21 protein-coding genes and 1 tRNA gene are annotated in these 18624 nt (G+C 39.3%); 11 read left to right on the top strand and 11 right to left on the bottom strand.

Annotated features, from left to right (window positions below; all coding sequences use genetic code 11):
* Nucleotides 1-165 precede the first annotated feature (165 nt).
* Nucleotides 166-774, bottom strand: a complete 609-nt coding sequence (locus HZA38_04845; protein ID MBI5414810.1) for a hypothetical protein — start codon at nt 772-774, stop codon at nt 166-168.
* Nucleotides 775-908: 134 nt separating this feature from the next.
* Between HZA38_04845 and pyrH the strand changes: the two genes are divergently transcribed.
* The 5 genes from pyrH (at nt 909) to HZA38_04820 (ending at nt 4631) form a co-directional block, all read left to right on the top strand.
* The gene (gene pyrH, locus HZA38_04840) at nt 909-1628 is read left to right on the top strand and encodes a UMP kinase (protein ID MBI5414809.1); all 720 of its coding nucleotides are present in this window, start codon (nt 909-911) and stop codon (nt 1626-1628) included.
* Nucleotides 1629-1702: 74 nt separating this feature from the next.
* Nucleotides 1703-2248 carry a ribosome recycling factor gene (frr, locus tag HZA38_04835; protein MBI5414808.1) on the top strand — a complete coding sequence of 182 codons (546 nt, stop codon included), beginning with the start codon at nt 1703-1705 and terminating at the stop codon, nt 2246-2248.
* Nucleotides 2249-2308: 60 nt separating this feature from the next.
* Entirely contained in the window at nt 2309-3640 is a 1332-nt protein-coding gene (locus HZA38_04830; protein MBI5414807.1) for a site-2 protease family protein, read from the top strand.
* 20 nt (nt 3641-3660) lie between these two features.
* Entirely contained in the window at nt 3661-4218 is a 558-nt protein-coding gene (locus HZA38_04825; GenBank protein MBI5414806.1) for a hypothetical protein, read from the top strand.
* 113 nt (nt 4219-4331) lie between these two features.
* Nucleotides 4332-4631 carry a hypothetical protein gene (locus HZA38_04820; protein MBI5414805.1) on the top strand — a complete coding sequence of 100 codons (300 nt, stop codon included), beginning with the start codon at nt 4332-4334 and terminating at the stop codon, nt 4629-4631.
* A 129-nt stretch (nt 4632-4760) separates the two neighbouring features.
* Here the strand turns inward: HZA38_04820 and infB are convergent, their stop codons facing one another.
* From infB to HZA38_04800, 4 genes are all read right to left on the bottom strand, one after another.
* Complete coding sequence (gene infB / locus HZA38_04815; GenBank protein MBI5414804.1) at nt 4761-7076, bottom strand: translation initiation factor IF-2; 2316 nt, start codon at nt 7074-7076, stop codon at nt 4761-4763.
* Nucleotides 7077-7165: 89 nt separating this feature from the next.
* Nucleotides 7166-8506 carry a CCA tRNA nucleotidyltransferase gene (locus HZA38_04810; protein MBI5414803.1) on the bottom strand — a complete coding sequence of 447 codons (1341 nt, stop codon included), beginning with the start codon at nt 8504-8506 and terminating at the stop codon, nt 7166-7168.
* 45 nt (nt 8507-8551) lie between these two features.
* Nucleotides 8552-9133: a hypothetical protein gene (locus tag HZA38_04805; protein ID MBI5414802.1), complete on the bottom strand. Its 582-nt coding sequence runs from the start codon at nt 9131-9133 to the stop codon at nt 8552-8554.
* 16 nt (nt 9134-9149) lie between these two features.
* On the bottom strand, nt 9150-10163 hold the full coding sequence (locus tag HZA38_04800) for a hypothetical protein (GenBank protein ID MBI5414801.1): 1014 nt from the start codon (nt 10161-10163) through the stop codon (nt 9150-9152).
* Nucleotides 10164-10243: 80 nt separating this feature from the next.
* Here HZA38_04800 and HZA38_04795 point away from each other — a divergent pair, with 80 nt between their 5' ends.
* The gene (locus HZA38_04795; protein ID MBI5414800.1) at nt 10244-11035 is read left to right on the top strand and encodes a DUF1624 domain-containing protein; all 792 of its coding nucleotides are present in this window, start codon (nt 10244-10246) and stop codon (nt 11033-11035) included.
* 192 nt (nt 11036-11227) lie between these two features.
* Nucleotides 11228-12046 carry a KilA-N domain-containing protein gene (locus HZA38_04790; protein MBI5414799.1) on the top strand — a complete coding sequence of 273 codons (819 nt, stop codon included), beginning with the start codon at nt 11228-11230 and terminating at the stop codon, nt 12044-12046.
* Nucleotides 12047-12147: 101 nt separating this feature from the next.
* Here the strand turns inward: HZA38_04790 and HZA38_04785 are convergent, their stop codons facing one another.
* The 3 genes from HZA38_04785 to purN all read right to left on the bottom strand — a co-directional run bounded on the left by HZA38_04785 (nt 12148) and on the right by purN (nt 13408).
* The gene (locus HZA38_04785) at nt 12148-12522 is read right to left on the bottom strand and encodes a hypothetical protein (protein ID MBI5414798.1); all 375 of its coding nucleotides are present in this window, start codon (nt 12520-12522) and stop codon (nt 12148-12150) included.
* A gap of 142 nt (nt 12523-12664) precedes the next feature.
* Nucleotides 12665-12754, bottom strand: a tRNA-Ser gene (locus HZA38_04780).
* 42 nt (nt 12755-12796) lie between these two features.
* A complete protein-coding gene (purN, locus tag HZA38_04775; GenBank protein ID MBI5414797.1) occupies nt 12797-13408 on the bottom strand; it encodes a phosphoribosylglycinamide formyltransferase in 612 nt (203 codons plus the stop codon).
* A gap of 51 nt (nt 13409-13459) precedes the next feature.
* Between purN and queG the strand changes: the two genes are divergently transcribed.
* Nucleotides 13460-14608: a tRNA epoxyqueuosine(34) reductase QueG gene (queG, locus tag HZA38_04770; GenBank protein ID MBI5414796.1), complete on the top strand. Its 1149-nt coding sequence runs from the start codon at nt 13460-13462 to the stop codon at nt 14606-14608.
* A 28-nt stretch (nt 14609-14636) separates the two neighbouring features.
* On the opposite strand, the gene HZA38_04765 is transcribed toward queG, so the two are convergent.
* Complete coding sequence (locus HZA38_04765) at nt 14637-15077, bottom strand: GNAT family N-acetyltransferase (GenBank protein MBI5414795.1); 441 nt, start codon at nt 15075-15077, stop codon at nt 14637-14639.
* Between the two features lie 65 nt (nt 15078-15142).
* Entirely contained in the window at nt 15143-15808 is a 666-nt protein-coding gene (locus HZA38_04760) for a hypothetical protein (GenBank protein MBI5414794.1), read from the bottom strand.
* A gap of 149 nt (nt 15809-15957) precedes the next feature.
* Between HZA38_04760 and HZA38_04755 the strand changes: the two genes are divergently transcribed.
* On the top strand, nt 15958-16428 hold the full coding sequence (locus HZA38_04755; protein MBI5414793.1) for a hypothetical protein: 471 nt from the start codon (nt 15958-15960) through the stop codon (nt 16426-16428).
* A gap of 14 nt (nt 16429-16442) precedes the next feature.
* Here HZA38_04755 and HZA38_04750 read toward each other — a convergent pair whose 3' ends face one another.
* A complete protein-coding gene (locus tag HZA38_04750) occupies nt 16443-17414 on the bottom strand; it encodes an RsmB/NOP family class I SAM-dependent RNA methyltransferase (protein MBI5414792.1) in 972 nt (323 codons plus the stop codon).
* 85 nt (nt 17415-17499) lie between these two features.
* Between HZA38_04750 and HZA38_04745 the strand changes: the two genes are divergently transcribed.
* Both HZA38_04745 and HZA38_04740 read left to right on the top strand, forming a co-directional pair.
* Nucleotides 17500-17871, top strand: a complete 372-nt coding sequence (locus HZA38_04745; GenBank protein MBI5414791.1) for a type II toxin-antitoxin system RelB/DinJ family antitoxin — start codon at nt 17500-17502, stop codon at nt 17869-17871.
* Between the two features lie 12 nt (nt 17872-17883).
* Nucleotides 17884-18171, top strand: coding sequence for a type II toxin-antitoxin system YafQ family toxin (locus HZA38_04740; protein ID MBI5414790.1), 288 nt, complete (start codon nt 17884-17886; stop codon nt 18169-18171).
* The last annotated feature ends 453 nt before the right edge of the window (nt 18172-18624 follow it).

The raw sequence follows: 18624 nt of genomic DNA, 5'->3' as shown, positions 1-18624 counted from the left end.
TTCCAATTTGCGATACGATATCTCTGTCTAAGTGAGGATTTCTTTTTCATTTTGAAAGAGGTTATTGTTCCTCCTCATCTTAGACATACTCCTATTCCCGTACAATTTATTTGTGCAACAAAGCCATTAGGAATTAGGAATGAGAACTCTTCCATGAATAATTTCCTAAAACCATTTATGACCGAGTTTTTTGAGACGTTCCGGAATACCATTTTCTTCAATATGATTTCGCACAATTTCGGAAATAATTTCCTGAAGTGTGGTCGCGTCTGTCATTTTTCTCTTGCTCAAAAACTGATCCTTACAGGCAGTAATGATGGTTTCTACTCTTTTTGGTCTTTTGGCATCCTTGAGATCGATTATACTGCCAGAATTTAGGTGTACGTGAATAGTTCCGTAGCGAAAAATTGTGGGAAGAATACCATGAATTTCATAACTCATCTCTTTGAGATCTTGATAGGTTACTCGAGAAGATTTTCGATGAAAAAGATTTACCCACTCGACATCGATCACTGAAGTGTTTGTAATGAGGAGTGCATCGAGATACCAGCCGATAAAATAGTATGCGAACCAAAAAACGAAAAATATATTCCACGAAAGAATAATAAGTGGTCTGACAGCGAAAAACAGCCATGCCGCCCAGGGCAAAATTATTCCAAACATGAGAAGAACAAAGACTTTGGGAAGTATCTTTATCCAGTGTTTATGGGCCACAAAAACAAGTTCTTCGCCATCTTCGAAATGCCCCTTGAAAATGAATTTTTGGAATCGCATTCTTCGAGAAAAAGTGCATAAATATTGTAAAGTGCAAAATGAAAAGTGCAAAGAGCAAAGAGCAAGTGTTGCCTATATCCAATTCCGATGCGTTCTGATACAATTCTTAACGAAAAGCTTATCCACAATTTTGTATGTCGCGATTGAAATATGCCCGTGTGCTCATCAAAGTTTCTGGTGAGGCATTCGCCGATGAAAGCGGAAAAGGTGTTTCTGAAAATGCACTAAATAACTTTGCGAATGAAATAGAATCACTCCACAATATGGGAGGAGAACTTGCTATTGTTCTTGGTGGCGGAAATTTTTGGAGATATCGTGATGCAAAAAATCTCAAGATCGAGCGAGTTGTTTCTGATGAAATTGGGATGATGGCGACTCTTCTCAATGGTCATCTCTTCGCTGATGTTCTCAGATCTCGCAACATAAAGTCAGTCGTGTACTCAGCCTTTGGGGTCGAAGGAATGATTCCCAAATATTCTCCTCAAGGCGCACACAATGATCTTTCCGAAAAGAAAGTAGTGCTTCTCGTAGGGGGAACAGGAAAACCATATTTTACGACGGATACAGCAGCAGCAGAGCGTGCTCTGAAACTCCATGCGGATCTTCTCATCAAGGCCACAAAAGTTGATGGCGTATATGATGACGATCCCGAAAAAAATAAAAATGCGCACAAATTCGAAACACTCACATTTGCTGAGTCCATGAAGAAAAATCTCAAAGTCATGGATCAAACTGCATTTGCTCTGTGCTCTCAAGGGAATATCCCGGTGATCGTACTCGACGGTTTTGTTCCAGGAAATCTCAAAAAAGCAATTCTTGGCGAAAAAGTCGGGACTTTCATTGCGAATACATAAGCTCCACAACCCTTTGATTTTTCATCCAACTCTTGTCATTATAGAGAAGACATTTTTCCTTTTACCCACTTTGTATGCATGCAGCTATCCAATCTGCTGAACGAGGTTTAGAAAAGGCAACCTCCTTTTTGAAAAAGGAATATTCGAATCTCCAAATTGGGAGGGCTTCTCCCGGACTTGTAGAATCGATTGAAGTGGAAGCATATGGAAGTAGACAACCGCTTCGAAACCTCGCGCAAGTTGCACTTCCAGATGCCAGAAGTATTGCCATTACTCCTTGGGATAAGAGCATTTTGGGAGCAATTGAAAAAGCTATTCGAGAATCAAATCTCAAAATTTCACCGGTAAATGATGGAAATGCCGTACGGATTAATATTCCTCCTCTTACGGAAGAAAGGAGAAAAGAGATCGTAAAAGTGGTGCATAAACTTGGAGAAGATGCGAAAATATCAATTCGGCAGGTTCGTCATGAAGCCCACGATGCCATAAAAAAAGATAAATCTCTTTCTGAAGACGATTCAAAGCGTGCCGAAAAAGAACTTCAGGAAAAAGTAGATAAGTCCAATAAGGACGTAGAAGACTTTCAAAAAAGAAAAGAGCAAGAAGTTCTGACCATATAACGAGTATGTATACCGAGTGTTTTCACCTCCGTATTCCTTTTTTACAATTTTTTTTTAGAAATGGAGTTTCTTTCCAGCCTTGGGAGTTTTCTGCTTTCTGCGATCGCATTCGTCCTGCTTTTTTCGATTCTCATTGTCATCCATGAGCTCGGTCATTTTTTAACTGCCAGGTGGGGAAAGGTAAAAGTTGAGGAGTTTGGATTTGGACTTCCTCCCAAGATATTTTCCAAGAAAACATCTCGGCAAGTAGAATTTCAAAAAAATGATGGAAAAATGGGAAAAGAAAAGGAAACTATGGAGTGGACACTCAATCTCATTCCTTTTGGTGGATTTGTCCGTCTTTATGGAGAGAGTTTGGAGAAAGAGTGTAAGGGAGACCCAAGGGCATTTTGTAATAGACCTCTTCTCTGGCGGATGATCATTACGATTGGAGGTGTCACAATGAATTTTCTTCTCGCTATTACACTGCTAATCCTTGTTTCTTGGCTTGGATATTATCCCATTTTAGATCCAAATTTATCTTCCAGTTCCGGGTTTCAAAAATATTTTTCAGATGGACATCTCGATGAGTGGAGAGAAAAAGGATTTCTTGAAAAACGAGAGAATGGTGTTTTTATTTTTGCAATACAGCAAGATTCACCGGCTGAAATAGCTGGATTCTCAGCAGGAGATCAAATTCTCAGCGTGAATGGAACTCTTGTCGATAGCCCAGAACAATTCATCGCTGTTCAGAAGACAGTTCCACTTGAAGATAAGATGCGATATGAAGTTTCTCATTTTTCTGAGAAGGAAAAAATTTTTACAGATGAAGAAAAAACTTTGGTCCGGAAAAAATTAGAGAATGGAGACGGAGAAATGGGAGTTATTCTCATTCCCGAGTATTATTTTTTCCTGAATCCTGTCCATTATCCTTTGAGAGAGGCAATTCCTCAAGGACTTGTTGATTCCAAGAGATATATATTTATGACTTTAGGAATGGTCCAATCCATTTTTCGTTCTACGTTTGGGAGAGTATTTGAAGGAGAAGCTCCTAAAATTCCTGAGGGAGTTGGAGGTCCAATAGCAATTGCAGCAGCAACTCATCGATTTGTCCAACTCGGGGACTTCTCTAAAATCACCCAGTTTGCCGCGCTTCTTTCACTTTCCCTCGGTGTGATAAACGTTATTCCGTTTCCAGCTCTCGATGGAGCGCGATTCTTTTTTCAAATTTTTGAAGGACTTTCTTTCTTTATTTTTTATCCAATACGAAAAATATTTCCAAAACTTCGAAAAATGCCCGATCGAATCCCTCCAAATTGGGAAACACCTGTTCATTTTGTCGGCTATATTTTACTGCTCCTTTTCATTGTTGCGGTGACGTATAATGATATTGTTCAGTTCTTCTTCTCCTAGTATTTTCATTTCTGTTTCACATGTACCGTCTCCTTTTTCTTCTTCTTGGTCTTCTGTTCCCAACTTCTGCTTTTGCGGAAGAAACAGAAATCGGCGAAGTAGCAGATTTCGGTGAATATATTTCACAAATTTGGGCGTGGTCCACTCAGGTAATTTTTGGAATTTCTGCCATTATGCTCATTATCGGAGGAATACTCTATATGGCTGCTCGGGGAGAAGAGGAAAAAATTGATACCGCGAAGCAAGTAGTGAGCGGAGCGCTTGTTTCTACAGTACTCATGCTTTTTTCAGGAGTTCTCTTTGCATTTCTCCAAAAACCTACTTCGGATATAAGCGGTCCGGCAAAACTTACAGACGCCACATTTGTACTCGAAAATATCAGCAATCTTCTTCTCGGAATTGTAGGAGGAGCGTCGGTGATTATGCTCATTTATAACGGTATTCAGTACATGCTTGCCTCTGGAGACCTCGAAAAACTTGAAAGAGCAAAATCCGGGCTTAAATTTTCGATTATAGGACTCTCAATATCATTTTTGGCCTACGGGATTATCAATTGGGTGATAACGATTTGGTTATAGGACAATTCTAGATTTTGGATTTTAAATTTTAGATTTTAGATTATCTGCCAGTGTCGAGATATATTCAAAAATATTGGCTTCAAATTGTATTTTTTCTGATAATATTCGGAACATTGCCTCTGTCTACTTCCGCTGCAAATAGTGGAGATATCGGACAAGTAACGCCTCCCACTTCTATTGCTTCTGGTGAACTCCCAGAACTTCTTGATCGCTTTGCTGGAGTTTTACTCAGTGTCGCGAGTCTCGTGGCAGCGCTCATTCTCATTATCGGTGGAATAATGTATTCCCTTGCCGCCGGTGAAGAAATTCCTCAGGCACGTGCAAAACGCGCGATGAAATGGGCGGTCTTTGGCCTCATGATTGCGCTCCTTTCGTATACGATTATGCGCACAGTAGCGAGCGTCCTCAGCTAAGGAAACTCTGAAAAATGCGAACTCCTTCGTCATCTGCGGTCAATCCGCCTTAGGCGGACATCATTTTTCAGAGTTTCCTCTCCAGTGCGTGACCGAAAATAATTTTGATTTTTCTTTATCAGAGTTTTCTTAAAGTGTTCTGATTCGCTTCTCCATTTCATATGCTTCCAAAACATCCCTTTCTTCGAGAGGGAAGTTTCCTTCGAATTGGATGCCACATTCTTGTCCTTCCTCAATTTCAGGGACTTTCTTTTCGAAATGTTGAAGAGCGGCAATAACTCCTTCTCCAATTTTCTCTTCTTTTCGATATACCCGAATCTTTGATTTTACTTTTATTTTTCCGCTTTCAATTTTACATCCAAGAATCATCATTTTCTTCTTTGTGTAAAAAATTTGTTTCACAAATGCTCTTCCAAGAACTGTTTCTACAAGTTCTGGCTCCAGAAGTCCACCAAGGATCTTCTCGATGTCTTCCGTGAGTTTGTAAATAATATCGTAATTCATAATTTCCACCGATTCTTTTTCAGAGATTCTGCGTACCCTTGGTGAAACGATGACATTAAATCCAACTACAAGTCCTTGGCTCGCAGCTGCCATCATAACGTCTGTCTCTGTAATTGCTCCGACTGCTGCATGAATAATTTTTACTCCTACTTCTTCATGTTTTATTTTCCCCACCGCTTGTTTTACTGCCTCGAGAGAACCATTTGTGTCAGCTTTTAAAACGACTTTCAGGAATTTCATATTTCCCTGCTTCAGGTGATCAATAATCTCAGAAACCCCCATTCCTCTTCCTGTTTTTCGCTCGTGAAGCGTTTCCAATTCTTCGAGTTTGTTTTTAAGGATTTTTTCATTTTCGAACACTTGCAAAATATCTCCCGGAATAGGAACCGAATCTATTCCAGAAATCTGTACGGCGGACGAAGGCGGAGCAGAAATGATATTTTTCCCCGTATCATTTACCATAGTTTTTACTCTTCCCCGAATTTTTCCAATGATAAAAATATCTTTTATGTGGAGAGTCCCAGTATTTACCAAAATAGTACCCACAGGACCAATGGAAGGATCAAGATGGGCTTCAATGACGGTACCCACAGCTCTTCGTTTCGAATTTGCCGCAAGTTCAAGAAGATCAGCTTGCAGCAGTACTATTTCGAGAAGCTCCTCAATTCCAGCTCCCGAGTGCGCAGAGACGGGAACAAGAGGAGTTTTTCCGCCCCATTCTTCCACTTGCAGACCGTGTTCATTAAGTTCTCCTTTTACTTTTTCCGGATTAGCGCTCTCTTTATCCATTTTATTCATCGCCACAATAATGGGAATATCGGCTTCTTTCGCGTGATTTATCGCTTCAACGGTTTGCGGTTTAATACCTTCGTCAGCAGCAATCACCAGGATGGCAATATCGGCAGTTTTGGTTCCTCTCGCTCGCATTGCGGTGAATGATTCGTGTCCCGGAGTATCCAAAAATGTGATTAGTCTGCCATTTTTTTCAATTTGATATGCTCCGATATGTTGAGTAATTCCTCCCGCCTCGCCCTCTGCTACTTTTGCCTTTCGAATTCTATCGAGAATACTCGTTTTCCCGTGATCAACATGCCCGATTACCACAATTACCGGAGGTCTTGTTTTCAGATTTTCTTTTTCATCTTTCAGAAGCTCAGAAATATCGCCAGAAAAAAGACTTTCACTCGACACATCTGCTTGGGCTTTTTTTACCTCAATATCAAATTCCAGAGAAATGAGCGAGCAAGTATCAAAATCAATAGTGCTATTCAATGTTGCCATCACGCCGTTTCGAACAAGTGCGGCGAGAATCTGAGAAGTAGGGATACCAATTTTTTCAGCAAATTCTTTAATGGGGAGATGATCGGGAATTTCAACAGAGCCTTCTTTCTTTTTAAAGATTTGTTCCTGCTTCTTTTTCTGGAGTAATTTTCGTTCCATGATTTCTTCATCTTTTTCTTGTTTTAGCTGACGCTTCATTTCTTCTTCCTCTTTCATCTTTTCTTTTGCCTTTGCCGCCGCTTCAGGAGAAATTTCTATTTTTCTGAGAATGGAAAGTTTTTTACCTCCTCCCTTTCCATCAGCACTTCCTGCCTCATCTCCTGCAGATTCACGAACCATTTTTTTTCTTTTTTCGAGATCTTTTTTCGAATTCTGAGCAATAGTTTTGAGTTGTGTCAGCGAGGAGAGTTCTTTCTCTTCTGAAGAGATTTTTTGGTCTTCGCTTTCCTCTCCAGTTTCTTCTTCAAGCTGAATGAGCGGAGGACACTTAATTTTAAATCTTCGTGCAGCAAATCGAACAATCCCTGCCGCAAGATTTTCTGGTATTTCTCTATCAGTTGGCTTCACACCAAGATTTACCTCGGTGAGAAGTTTTCGGAGCTCTTGAGAAGCAATTCCCAAGTGTTTTGCCACTCCAGCCATTCGTATCATTTTGACCATCTTTTTTAGCCGTAAATTTCTCTCGGACTCTACATTTTTTTTGTGAATTCGGCAAGCGAAAAGCGGGTTCCTGAGCGCTTCCTATTTTCTTAGCTGGAATATTTCTTCAAAATCCATTTCCGAGCGGATAGGGCATCCAAAATTTTTCCATTAAGCTGCGCTTCACGTAGAGCCGCCTTTATTTCTCCAATTTTTTTGGAGGGAGGAATATTCAGAATTTTCATAATTTCTTTTCCTGAGAGAAGCTCTGGCTGAGCAGAAGGGAGAAGATTATCAAAATGAGCTCGTTCATATTCAGCTTTTATTCCACTGAGATTATTTTCTCCCTGCTCGTGAACATGAGCTCTACTCGGGAGAGATCCATAGAGGTCAGCATGATGAAGAAGAAGGAGATCTTCAAAAAAAGGATGATCGAAATAATGAAGCTTTGTGGACCACTTCATATTCTCAAAAACATCAAAAAGCTGATGATGTTTTACGAGCCAACAAATTTTTCCCAGGGAAAAATTTGAAAATTTAAGTCGTTTTAAAATCTTTTTCGATATTTCTTCTCCAAATACTTCGTGATTTGGGAAACGAATTCTTTTCTCGCGGTAGGATATGGCTTTAGCTTTTCCAATATCGTGAAAAAGAGCCGCCCAAGCGAGTTCTAAGCTCGGATGTTCTGGAAGTTTTGCGATGACCATAAACGTGTGTATGAGGACATCTCCCTCGGAATGGAAGTTCTTTGGCTGAGGAGTATTTTTGAGTTCGGTAAGTTCGGGAATAATATGCTCAAGAATTCCCAAATCAAGAAGATCCTGAAAAGCTTGTTTTCGTGAAAATCGCAGCAGCATTTTAGTAAGCTCTTCCTGCACTCGCTCTGCAGAAATGTGGACAATAAGTGAAGAGTGAAGCATGAGAGCCTTCTTCGTTTTGCTTTCATATTTGAGTTGGAATCTATTTTTGAATCGTACCGCTCGAAGAATGCGGAGATGATCGTCACGAATTCGTTCTTCCGCATTCCCAATAAACCTCAGTATTTTTCGTTTCAAATCTTTTTCTCCTCCCACAAAATCGTGCAGCTCATCTGAAATCGGGTCAAAAAACATTCCATTGATCGTAAAATCTCTTCGAAATGCGTCTTCCTTCGCATCAGTAAAAAATACGGCATTCGGCCTTCTTCCATCGGTATATCCGGCATCACTCCGAAAAGTTGCAATTTCAAAATGATGTCCATTCTCCTCTACCAAAATCACACCAAAATGTTTTCCGATGGAATATGTTTTCGCAAAGAGTTTTTCGATTTCTTCAGGTTTCGCGTTTGTGGCAATATCGATATCATCCGGACTATTTCCGAGAAGAATGTCTCGTACGGCACCTCCAGCAAAATACGCAATATATCCAGCATTCTGAAGAGTCTTGACGATTTGAAGAGCAGTTTGTTGCACTGATACAAAATAAAAGAAAAATATTCGCTATCATATACATTTTTTTTATTTCTTTTCCTCAGTTTTCATCCCGAGCGCATTAATTGCGGCTTTTAGTGAGGAAAATTTCCCCCAACTCGTGAGAGATCCATCTTCTTCGCGGAAAGTTCCAATTTTCCAAAAATTTCGATCAACTTCGAGAACGAAGAGATCATACACGATAAGGAGAGATTTTACCTTGAGGTTCTTCTCTCCATGTTTTTTCGTGGGCGCATCTTCAGCATGAATTTCATAATTTGCAGGAAGAAGAAATTCGGCATTTTCATCTCCGGAATATTCCTTTACCCATTTCAAAACTTCAGGAGAGACTTTGTCATCTTTTCGTTCTCCCGAAAGAAGTTCCAAATGTTCGCGAGCAGTTGTCTTTGCGAGATCTTCTTTCTCAACATGAAATGGTCCTCCAATTCGTTCCCAAAGAGGGACTTGGATTTCCGAAGAATCACGCCAGAGGGAGATATTTACTTCAAAACCAGATTCTTCCGGAAGGAGAAAAATACTCGCCTTATAGTTTAAAGAATGCGAATAAAACTCTTCGAGAAGTTTCGGAGAGATATCTGCATCTGTTTTTGGAATATGGGAATGGGGCATACACAAATGGAAAAAATTATTGATTTTTTTCAAGATCATTAAGAAGTACCTGAGCGGCGGCAAGATCCTTTTCCGCTTCCTCAAGTTTATATCGTATTATGGGCACCGAGGAAAGGGGAGGGGATTCGCCGTTCATGAGCGAAAGCAAACTGTCCAGTATTTTTTTGAGGAGAGACTCAATTGGCGGGACGGAAATTTCACCGGTTTCGAGTGGTTCTTGTTGTGGAAATCGTGAAGAAATATAGAGGAGATCTTCATCCCAGGTTTCTTTCATGATGCTCCATTTCTCTTGGGCTTTTTCAGTATTCTTTTTCTCGAGCTCAAAAATTTCATCAAAGTCTGATAGCGCCGATTTGGAAATCTGCTGAAGACGAGAAAGAATGTACTGATAGTCTGCAGAATACAGCGATTTATTTTCTTCGATTTGAGGAAAGTCCTCAGATTTTGGATGAAACCACGGAACATTCGCAAAAAATTCACTGCGCGTTTTCTCCCATTCTCCTGTAATTTTTTGCATCGGAATTTTTTCATTCTCAACATTCTCAAATTCTCCAATGAAATTCGAAAAATAAAGAAACACCACAGATGCTTCGCGATGTTTTAATGAAGAAGACTTTTCCTTCTGAATCTCCTCAGAAAGGCTCATGACAAGATTTTTCATTTCGCGTATCTCGTCTAAAGAAAAATTCTGTTTTCCATAGAGCAAATTTTCGAGAGAAACGAGAGTTTCTTTATAACGAGTCGGATCAATTTTTGATGAAGACGAAAGGATAATAAGGCTCGGTTCAGGTGAAATGAAAACCGATGAAACGCCCCAAAAAATTCCGAAAGAAAGGAGGAGAAAAAAAGCGAGCTGAAGAAAAATATGAGGTTTTACCTTTCTCCGGTGTTCTTTCTCATTCTTACACTCCTCACATTCTCCTGTGAATTTGTAGTAAGTTTGGTGGCGCGGACAGAGAATTTTCATCTCTTCAAATTGATCTTTCTGTTCAACTTTTTTCTTTGGAATTTGCTGGTGAACATTCATCATAAATTCTCGAGATGCTTACAAAATCCCGCTCGGCAGTATAACATTTTTTAGAGGGTTTTCATAAGTAGGGAAATTCCGTTATGATTTCCACATGGAGGAATTTTTTCCTTCTTAAGTATTGCACTTTGCCATTGCTATCATCACAAAAAAGATTTTGGGAACTGGATTTTTTTCGCGGATGCGCTGTCTTAGGAATGATTGTATTTCATGCATTTTTTATAGTGAAATTTTCACAGAATTCGATTTTGGAAATGTATCAAACGGGATGGCTTGTCCTCGCCAGAAGTATTCAAGTTACTTTTTTAACTCTTGTGGGAATTTCCCTCGTAATTTCCTATTTCAGGGCGCGAGAGAAAGGAAATGTCACTTTATTTTATGAGCGGCAAATGAAAAGAGCGCTCATTTTGATCGTTCTCGGAATTCTTCTGTCATTCATTACTTTTATTTTTCTTCCCGGTTATTTTATTCGATTCGGCATTCTTCATGTCATTGGAATGAGCGTTCTCACATTGATTCCTGTAGTTCCTCAAAAACACAGAGCCCTCGTTTTTTCAGTTCTTATCTTGGTGCTTGGGTATTTTCGAAGGTCTTTGGGAACATCCTCTTATGCGCTCTATATTTTTGGATTTTACCGAGAACTTGTCCCAACGCTTGATTATTTCCCGATATTTCCGTGGATGGGATTTGTCGCGTTTGGCATATTTCTCGGACATTTTTTCTATCCACATGGAAACAGAAAATGGAATTTGCCGGAAATGGAGAATTTTTTCGGAAAATGTATCGTATTCATGGGGAAGCGAGCGCTCATCATTTATCTCATTCATATTCCTATTCTCCTTATTTCGTTTTTTGTGATGGGAGTCATTTCATGAAAACATCCCAAACTCAAATAAATTGCTCTATATGAGAAATTTTTCTGTCGTCGGAGTTCGTCGACACAAAAGAATTCTCGAAAATGTCTGGGGATAGACATTCTCTTAGATTCATATTTTTGAGTTCATGGAAAAATTTTCTAATTCTGTACGCTAAGAGGCGTGAAGGATTTTGAATATTTTTTGAAAAATATGACTCACAAAAAAATAAATTTACAGGGCATACAAGTGTCCATCATAGAGAGGAATAATGAGGATTATATTTCTCTCACCGACATGGCGAAATTCAAAACCTATGACAGCGGAGTGGTTATTTCCAATTGGCTCACGACAAAATACACGATACAGTTTATGGGGGCGTGGGAGCAGTTCCATAATCCAATTTTTAATCTTATGGAATTCAATAAGATTAAAAATGAAGTCGGAACAAATGGGTTTATTATCTCTTCTTCTTTGTGGATCAGGAAAACAAACGCCATAGGAATTAGATCGAGTGCGGGGAGATATGGAGGTACTTTTGCTCATAAGGATATTGCGTTTGAATTTGCCACATGGCTTTCTCCAGAGTTTAAGCTCTATCTCATCAAAGAGTTCCAAAGGCTCAAGGATGAAGAAAATGAAAGACTCGCTGTTGGTTGGAACGTGAAGCGAATTCTGACAAAAATTAACTATCGAATTCATACTGATGCAATTTCGAAGCACCTCATCCCAAAAGAAATAACAAAAAAACAGGCCGAGGTAATTTTTGCGAGTGAAGCTGATGTATTAAATACAGCGTTATTTGGGATGACGGCAAAAGAATGGCGAGAGAAAAATCCAAAAAAAGAAGGAAACATGCGTGATTATGCCGATGTTTTTCAACTGGTGTGCTTAGCGAATCTGGAAACACTAAATGCCGAATTCATTCGGCAAGGGTTTCCTCAAAGTGAAAGGCTTCTCAGACTCAATCAAATTGCCATTCTTCAGATGAGGTCATTGATTGAAAATCCGAATTTTAAAAAACTGAATTAAGTATTTCAAAAAGCTTAAAGAAATGTTTTCCCTTGAGCGTCAAAGTTCAAACGAGCAAAGGAAGAAAAGTTCGGCAAATGAAGATTTCTCTCATGAAAGTACTATTTCTTCTCTAAAAATATTCCAAATCCAAATGTGATTGGAAGTATCATAAAATACGTGATGCCAATATCTTGAATATAAGCACTTAGACTCATTTGCATTGGGCTTTTGGGAAGAAACAGGAGAAGGTCAATTCCCCAATTAACACATATGATCATAACTCCAAGCAAAAATCCCTCTTTTTGAAAATTTTTGGTAATATTTCGAAAATATTTCATGGTGAAAAAAACAGTCGTCAGTGAAATGACTACTGGCATGATTGATTCAAAAAGAGGACAATGCGAATCATGAATTGGATACAGCAAAAAAGCTACAGAAAACGCAATAAGCCAGATAAAGAAGCCAAAGAGGATAGCTTTTTTCAGCGACTTCATGGAAAAGAAAAAAAATGTTTTCAATTGTCCTTCGATCGCTTCGTTCGAGATAAATTGTCCTTCTTCGCTAAAGCTACGGAGGACAGCACTTCGCTGAACTTCTCGCATCCGGCTTGCCAGCCGAAGCTCGAAGAGCGAAGGCTGGCGGAGGGACTGGGATTCGAACCCAGGAGACCCTTTCGGGCCTAACGGTTTTCAAGACCGCCGCGTTCAACCACTCTGCCATCCCTCCGCGAAATAGCGAAGCACATTGTAGGGAATCAGGATTGCTATTTCAAGAAGGAATTATGTCGCTCATATGAATTTTCCCCATTCGAAACATTCGAATCACCTCTGGAAACATTTCCTGTTCGAGTTTTTGTACCTTTGCCTTCAGTGAATCTACCGTTTCATTCGCATCAACAGAACATGATTTCTGAAGAATAATCGGTCCTTCATCAAGATTTTCCGTAACAAAATGAATCGTGACCCCCGTTTTCTTTATTCCTGCTTTTAACACTTCTTCGTGGACATTCGTATCCATTCCTCCCGGAAACGCCGGAAGAAGTGAAGGATGGACATTTATCATTCGTCCGAGATACGCTCGCACGAGTTTTGAAGAAAGAATTCTCATCCAGCCGACGAGAATCACGAGATCAATTTTCTCTTTTTCGAGAAGCTGAAGAATTTCTTCATCGTATTCTTCACGTGATTTCCCAGTAGCATCAAGAAAAATATCAGGAACATTTGCATTTTCCGCTTTTTCTCGGCACGGCGCATGTTCTTTGTTCGTCAGAAGAAAAACAAAGTTATAATGGTTTCGGTCCATTGCAAAAATTGCAGGAAGATCGGAGCCAGAAGTAGAAGCGAGGATTGCGATTCTGAGTTTGTCTTTTGCTTTGGTCATTTTTCGGAGAAAATGCTGAAGCGATTATAGATTTTAAATTTTAAATTTTAAATGCGAAAAAAATCATTTTGGTCGGCGGTAGAGAAAAAAGCTCAAGAAATCGGGTTTTCTGAGATTGGTTTTTCGGGAATTTCGGATATTTCCGATATGGGGGAACACTTAGAAAATTGGCTTCAAAATGGATTTCATGGAGATATGGAATACATGGAGCGAACAAAAAATGTGCGCAAGGATCCGAGGGGATTTTTGCCGAATGTAAAATCGGTAATAGTGAGAACGGTCGGGTATTATCACGATCGCATGAAAGCGCGACCGCGCGGTCGCGCTTTCCGGGATGATGATGGAATCGGAGGAAATGCCATCATCGCTCGTTATGCCGCCGGCCGTGATTATCACAAAGTCATCAAAAAAATGCTTTTCGAACTTCAAGAATTCATTCGCGCGGAATATTTTCCAAAATCGAACGAATCCGATTTTCGTCTTTCCCTCGATGCGCATCCGGTGATGGAAAAAGTGTGGGCAGAAAAAGCAAAACTCGGTTTTTTGGGAAAAAATTCCTGTCTCATTACTCAAAAATCTGGTTCATGGGTGCTCATCGGATGTATTTTTACAACGGTTGAAATTCCCCGTGATGATCGGAAATCGTCCGGTCCAGATTTTTCAAAATTGAATTGTGGAAATTGTACCCGTTGTACTCACGCCTGCCCCACAGGCGCAATCGTTCGTCCAGGTCTTATTGATGCGCGAAAGTGCATTCCTTATTTGACGATTGAGAATAAAGGCGGAATTCCAGTGGAACTCAGAGAAAAAATCGGCAACCGAATTTTTGGCTGTGATATTTGTCAGGAAGTGTGTCCATACAATATTCCGAGGCAAGGGAAGTCGCCCGAGGATGAGCGACTCTTGAAAAATCCAATGATGGAAAAGGAAATTGCTGGTACTCAAATTCTCATTTCTGAAATTCTCGAAATGGATTCTGATGAGAAGTTTTTGAAGCGATTTGCTGGGTCGCCACTCATGCGGGCGAAGAGAAGGGGAATGATTCGGAATGCGTGTATTGTCGCGGGGAATTCAGGGAACGCAGAATTTCTTCCGCTCCTGCAAAAAGTAATCGATCGCGAAAGCGATCCAATGCTGAAGGAGCATGCGGAGTGGGGGATAAATCAATTACGAATCATTCAATTACGAATTACGAATTAGAAATGTGCTCCTCAGCCGGAGAGTGAAATTAAAAAATCAATTTATAAGTTATTCCTTCTTTCCACTGAGGATTCTCCCATTCTTGAAATCCAAATTTCGTGCAAAGTTTTTGCATGGGGAAGTTTTTAAAATCTGTTTCAGTAACGACTCCAATGGCTTTCTTCTCACGAGCATGTTCTCTACACATGTCCATTATTTTTTCTCCAATTCCTTGCTTTTGAAATTTCGGATCGACGAGTATTTCTCGAATAAAAAAATAATTCTCTTCCCACCAGTCTCTGTCGATGGAACAGAAAGCCGCAAATTCGTCATTATTTTTTGCAAGAATGGAGAGACTATCCGCTAATGTGAAGTTCTTTTTGAGGAGTGTAATTGTTGTCTCATCGTACGTGTAATTGAAGGAGGATTTATTACGCAAAATTTCAAGTTCTTTTGCGTTTCTGATTATTGAATAATGGATCTTATCCATAGATATATTTTTAGAGACGACAAGATTATGAAGTGATAAGTTTCTCTTTAAAATTTTCTATTGGTTTATTCTAAAATTAAACATTTTCCGTTACAAAAATTTACGATATTTTCACGGACTCGTCGTAATGCATCTCGTAGATAATCCTCAGAAGTTTCCGTATTCCCTTGCGCATAAATTAGAATCTTTTTGCTATCTCCATCGCATTTGGTTTCATTGCCTTGTTTCAAATCTAGACGACACAAAACTGTCCCTTTGTCATCAATAGCCACGTATTCTCCGGGAGCAACTCTTTCCGGTTCTGTTTTACCAAGTGGAGTGTACTTTTCCGTGCTATCCGTTGTTCTGAGTTGCACATTCCCGGAGATTTTTTCAAGATCATGTGCTCCCATGGAAAGCAATGTCGCGGCAGATACAATGTTGTAGCCATCTACGACCCGATTTATATTGGGCAATTTCCGAGATTTTTGGATGAGTCCTAAAAGATATTCTGCAGGAGCCACTGGTCTTTTAACTCCAGCCTCTCTTTGAAGTTCTCTGTAAGCTTCCAAAATAGGAGATTTCAATAATTCTCTAATATTTAAAGACTCAATGACACGTTGTATGTGTTCTTCTAAACCGCTACCGCGATGCCGAGGATTCTCTGGTACGGAAAAAGTCGCAGCGCTAATTTTAAGTCCTTTGGCTATAAGAGCTGGTTCTATTGAAAATTTTATATCCCTTTCTGGCATACTATTTTTGAATTATATAAAATCTTTTCGGATATTATGACACATAACTCAGTCTTGTAAGAAATGTTTTTCATTTCACCGAAACTAATTCATTTGTCTTTTCCAAAAATATCCCATACATTCTTTCCGTTTCAATTTTATTTACTTTTATGTCCTCAAATTCATCGTCTTTCGCTACCGCGATTAATTGTATGGATGGTCGCGCTCAAGATCCGGTAAAACTGCTCATGCAAAAAATCGTTCAAGAAAAAGAAGGATCCGAAATAGTCTACGTAGATATGATTACTGAGCCGGGAGCTGATAAATTCACATCTTGTGTATCGGAAAAAGAAGAAGAGGAACTTGAAAATAAACTTGGCATTTCCATTGGTCATCATGGTTCTCGATACGTAGCGGTCGCTGGTCACGACAAGTGTGCAGGAAATCCTGTATCAAAGGGCGAACACGAAGCAGATATAAAAGTAGGAGTGAAAAAAACAATTACAATCATTCAAAAGATCCTCAAAAAACATGAGGAGCTCCTCAACGCAAAAATTACTGTCATGGGGATATGGGTAGAAGAAACATCTCCGAACACATGGAATGCATCTCTCGTCTTAGAAGAAAAAATAATTTTCTAGACACAGAGCATTCTCTAAATTTGTATCATCACTTTCCGAAATTTTGCCAGAAAAAATGCGGTGAAAAGGGCATCAGGAATGATCCTTTTTGTTCGAACAAGAGAAGGATGGAAAATATCTTCTGTAAATTTTGTGAAACCGGGAATGGTATTTGGAATTCCTAGGGAGATTGGCAGAAGTTCCATGTTTTGAGTTTGCTTGAGAAGCCAATCAACAATTCCCTCATTTTCTTCAATGCAAAACGTACAGGTCGAATATACCAAAATTCCACCGGGTCTCAGCGTATGATACGCCGACATAATGAGCCCCTTTTGTGTTCTCATAAGTTCTTTTGAAGGTTTTAAATCCCAGGAAGCATACGATTTGGGCTCAGAAAGATGTATTCCTCCTTCGTTTGAACACGGAGCATCGAGGAGAATTCTCTCAAAATATTCTGAATATTCCGGATGATTCTTATAAAGTCCAATTCCATTCTCGAGAAGAATTTCATAATTTTTTACGCCCTGAAGCTCGAGATTGTACTTGAGTCTCTCGAAACGAATAGGATTTTTTTCCACGCACACAATTTTTGATTCATCTCCTGTAATTGCCTGAATTTCCGTTGATTTTCCTCCTGGAGCAGCGGCGAGATCCAGTACGATATGATTTTTTTCCACATCAAGAATAAGCGGAGGAAGCATGCTCGAAAATTCCTGAAGATAAATTTTCCCGTTTTGATATCCTGAAGTTGCTTCGATTTCTTTTTGAGATCCCTTCTTCACAACATAAGAATTCGGTAGCGGACCTTTTTGGACCTGAATTCCATGCTCCGTCAATTCCTCCAATACTTCTGCTCCACCATTCAAAGTGTTTATTCGAAAAGTTGTTGGCTTTGCTTGAGATATAGAATGAATAATCTTCCTATACGTATCTGGATAAAGGGATCTAATTTTTTCTTCAATGAGTGTTCTTTTCTCTAAAAGCGAAATTTTTTGAGAATTTTTCATAGGATTGTTGAGGGCTCGAGTTTATAGTATCGAAAAACAGGCGAAGATCAAAAAAGTTATGAGTGTGTAAAAATCTCATTTTATTTTGTGTCGTCGGAGTTCGTCGACACAAAATGAGATATGCAAAAAATCCATTTGTCATATTGAGACAAATGGAGTACAATTGGAGTATATTGCATTTGATATTGTTCTTATGGGAACTGGAAGATTACAACACCGAATTGATCCTGTCCTGCAACAACGAGCAGAAGAAATTCTCCTTGAACAAGGCATAAAGCCATCTCAGGCGATTACGATATTTTATACAGAAGTCACGAGAAAGAGGGGATTCCCATTTCTTCCTTCCGAAGTTCCGAATGATGAACTCAAGAAAGATTTACGAGAAGCACGAAAAGGAAAAGGAATAAAAAAATTTAAGAATAAAAAGGTCTTCTTTGATGCTTTGAAAAAATTGTGAAAATATTAAGGAATGAGAATTCCTTATTATGCAAAGCGTTTTCGGCGCGATTATTCAAAACTCAAGAAATCAGGGCGAAGAAATATTGAGAAACTTCATAAAGTTTTGCAGGATCTTATCGATGGGAAAAAACTTGCTCCACACCACGTTGACCATGTGCTTTTTGGCGAATGGAATAGATATCGAGATTGTCATATTGAAGGAGATTGGGTTTTGATTTATGAAATTGGTGAAGATTCAGAAGAACGCGAAACGATTACTTTTCATGCGACAGGAACGCATGCTCAATTGTTTGAATAGCAGAGTTTTTTGTAGGGGGATGCAGATCTGGTGGTCCCAAACGTTTCGAAGCCGACTATAAGCCAATTCCAACAAAGAGAAAAACCCAATGCTCGGCGAAGTGTTTTTCACTTCGCCGTTTGATTATACAGAATTGACGTCGAAGTCCAAAAGACTTCGACGAGCGGAGGGGTCCAAAAGACTTCGCCGAGCAGAAGAAAATAACAAAAGGATAATGGCAATAAATTTTTTTTTGAATTTTCCCAACAAATATCCCAAACAGATATAAATTATTCCAGTAATGCCCAGAATAATTTTGGATTCAAAAGAAAAGCTAGTATAATTTCCAATAAATAATTTCATGTATAGTGTCTCTGTAGTTTTTGGTCAGCATCTTGCTTTGTGAATTTCCATTGAATTGTTGATAGACTTTGATTGCGTTGTTTTTGCCAGGCAGATAACTCCTTTTTGAGA

This window comes from Candidatus Peregrinibacteria bacterium (genome assembly GCA_016220175.1).
Classification (GTDB): Bacteria; Patescibacteriota; Gracilibacteria; order CAIRYL01; family CAIRYL01; genus JACRHZ01.
The sequence above is the reverse complement of the archived record's forward strand: the minus strand, read 5'-3'. Positions and strand labels throughout refer to the sequence as shown.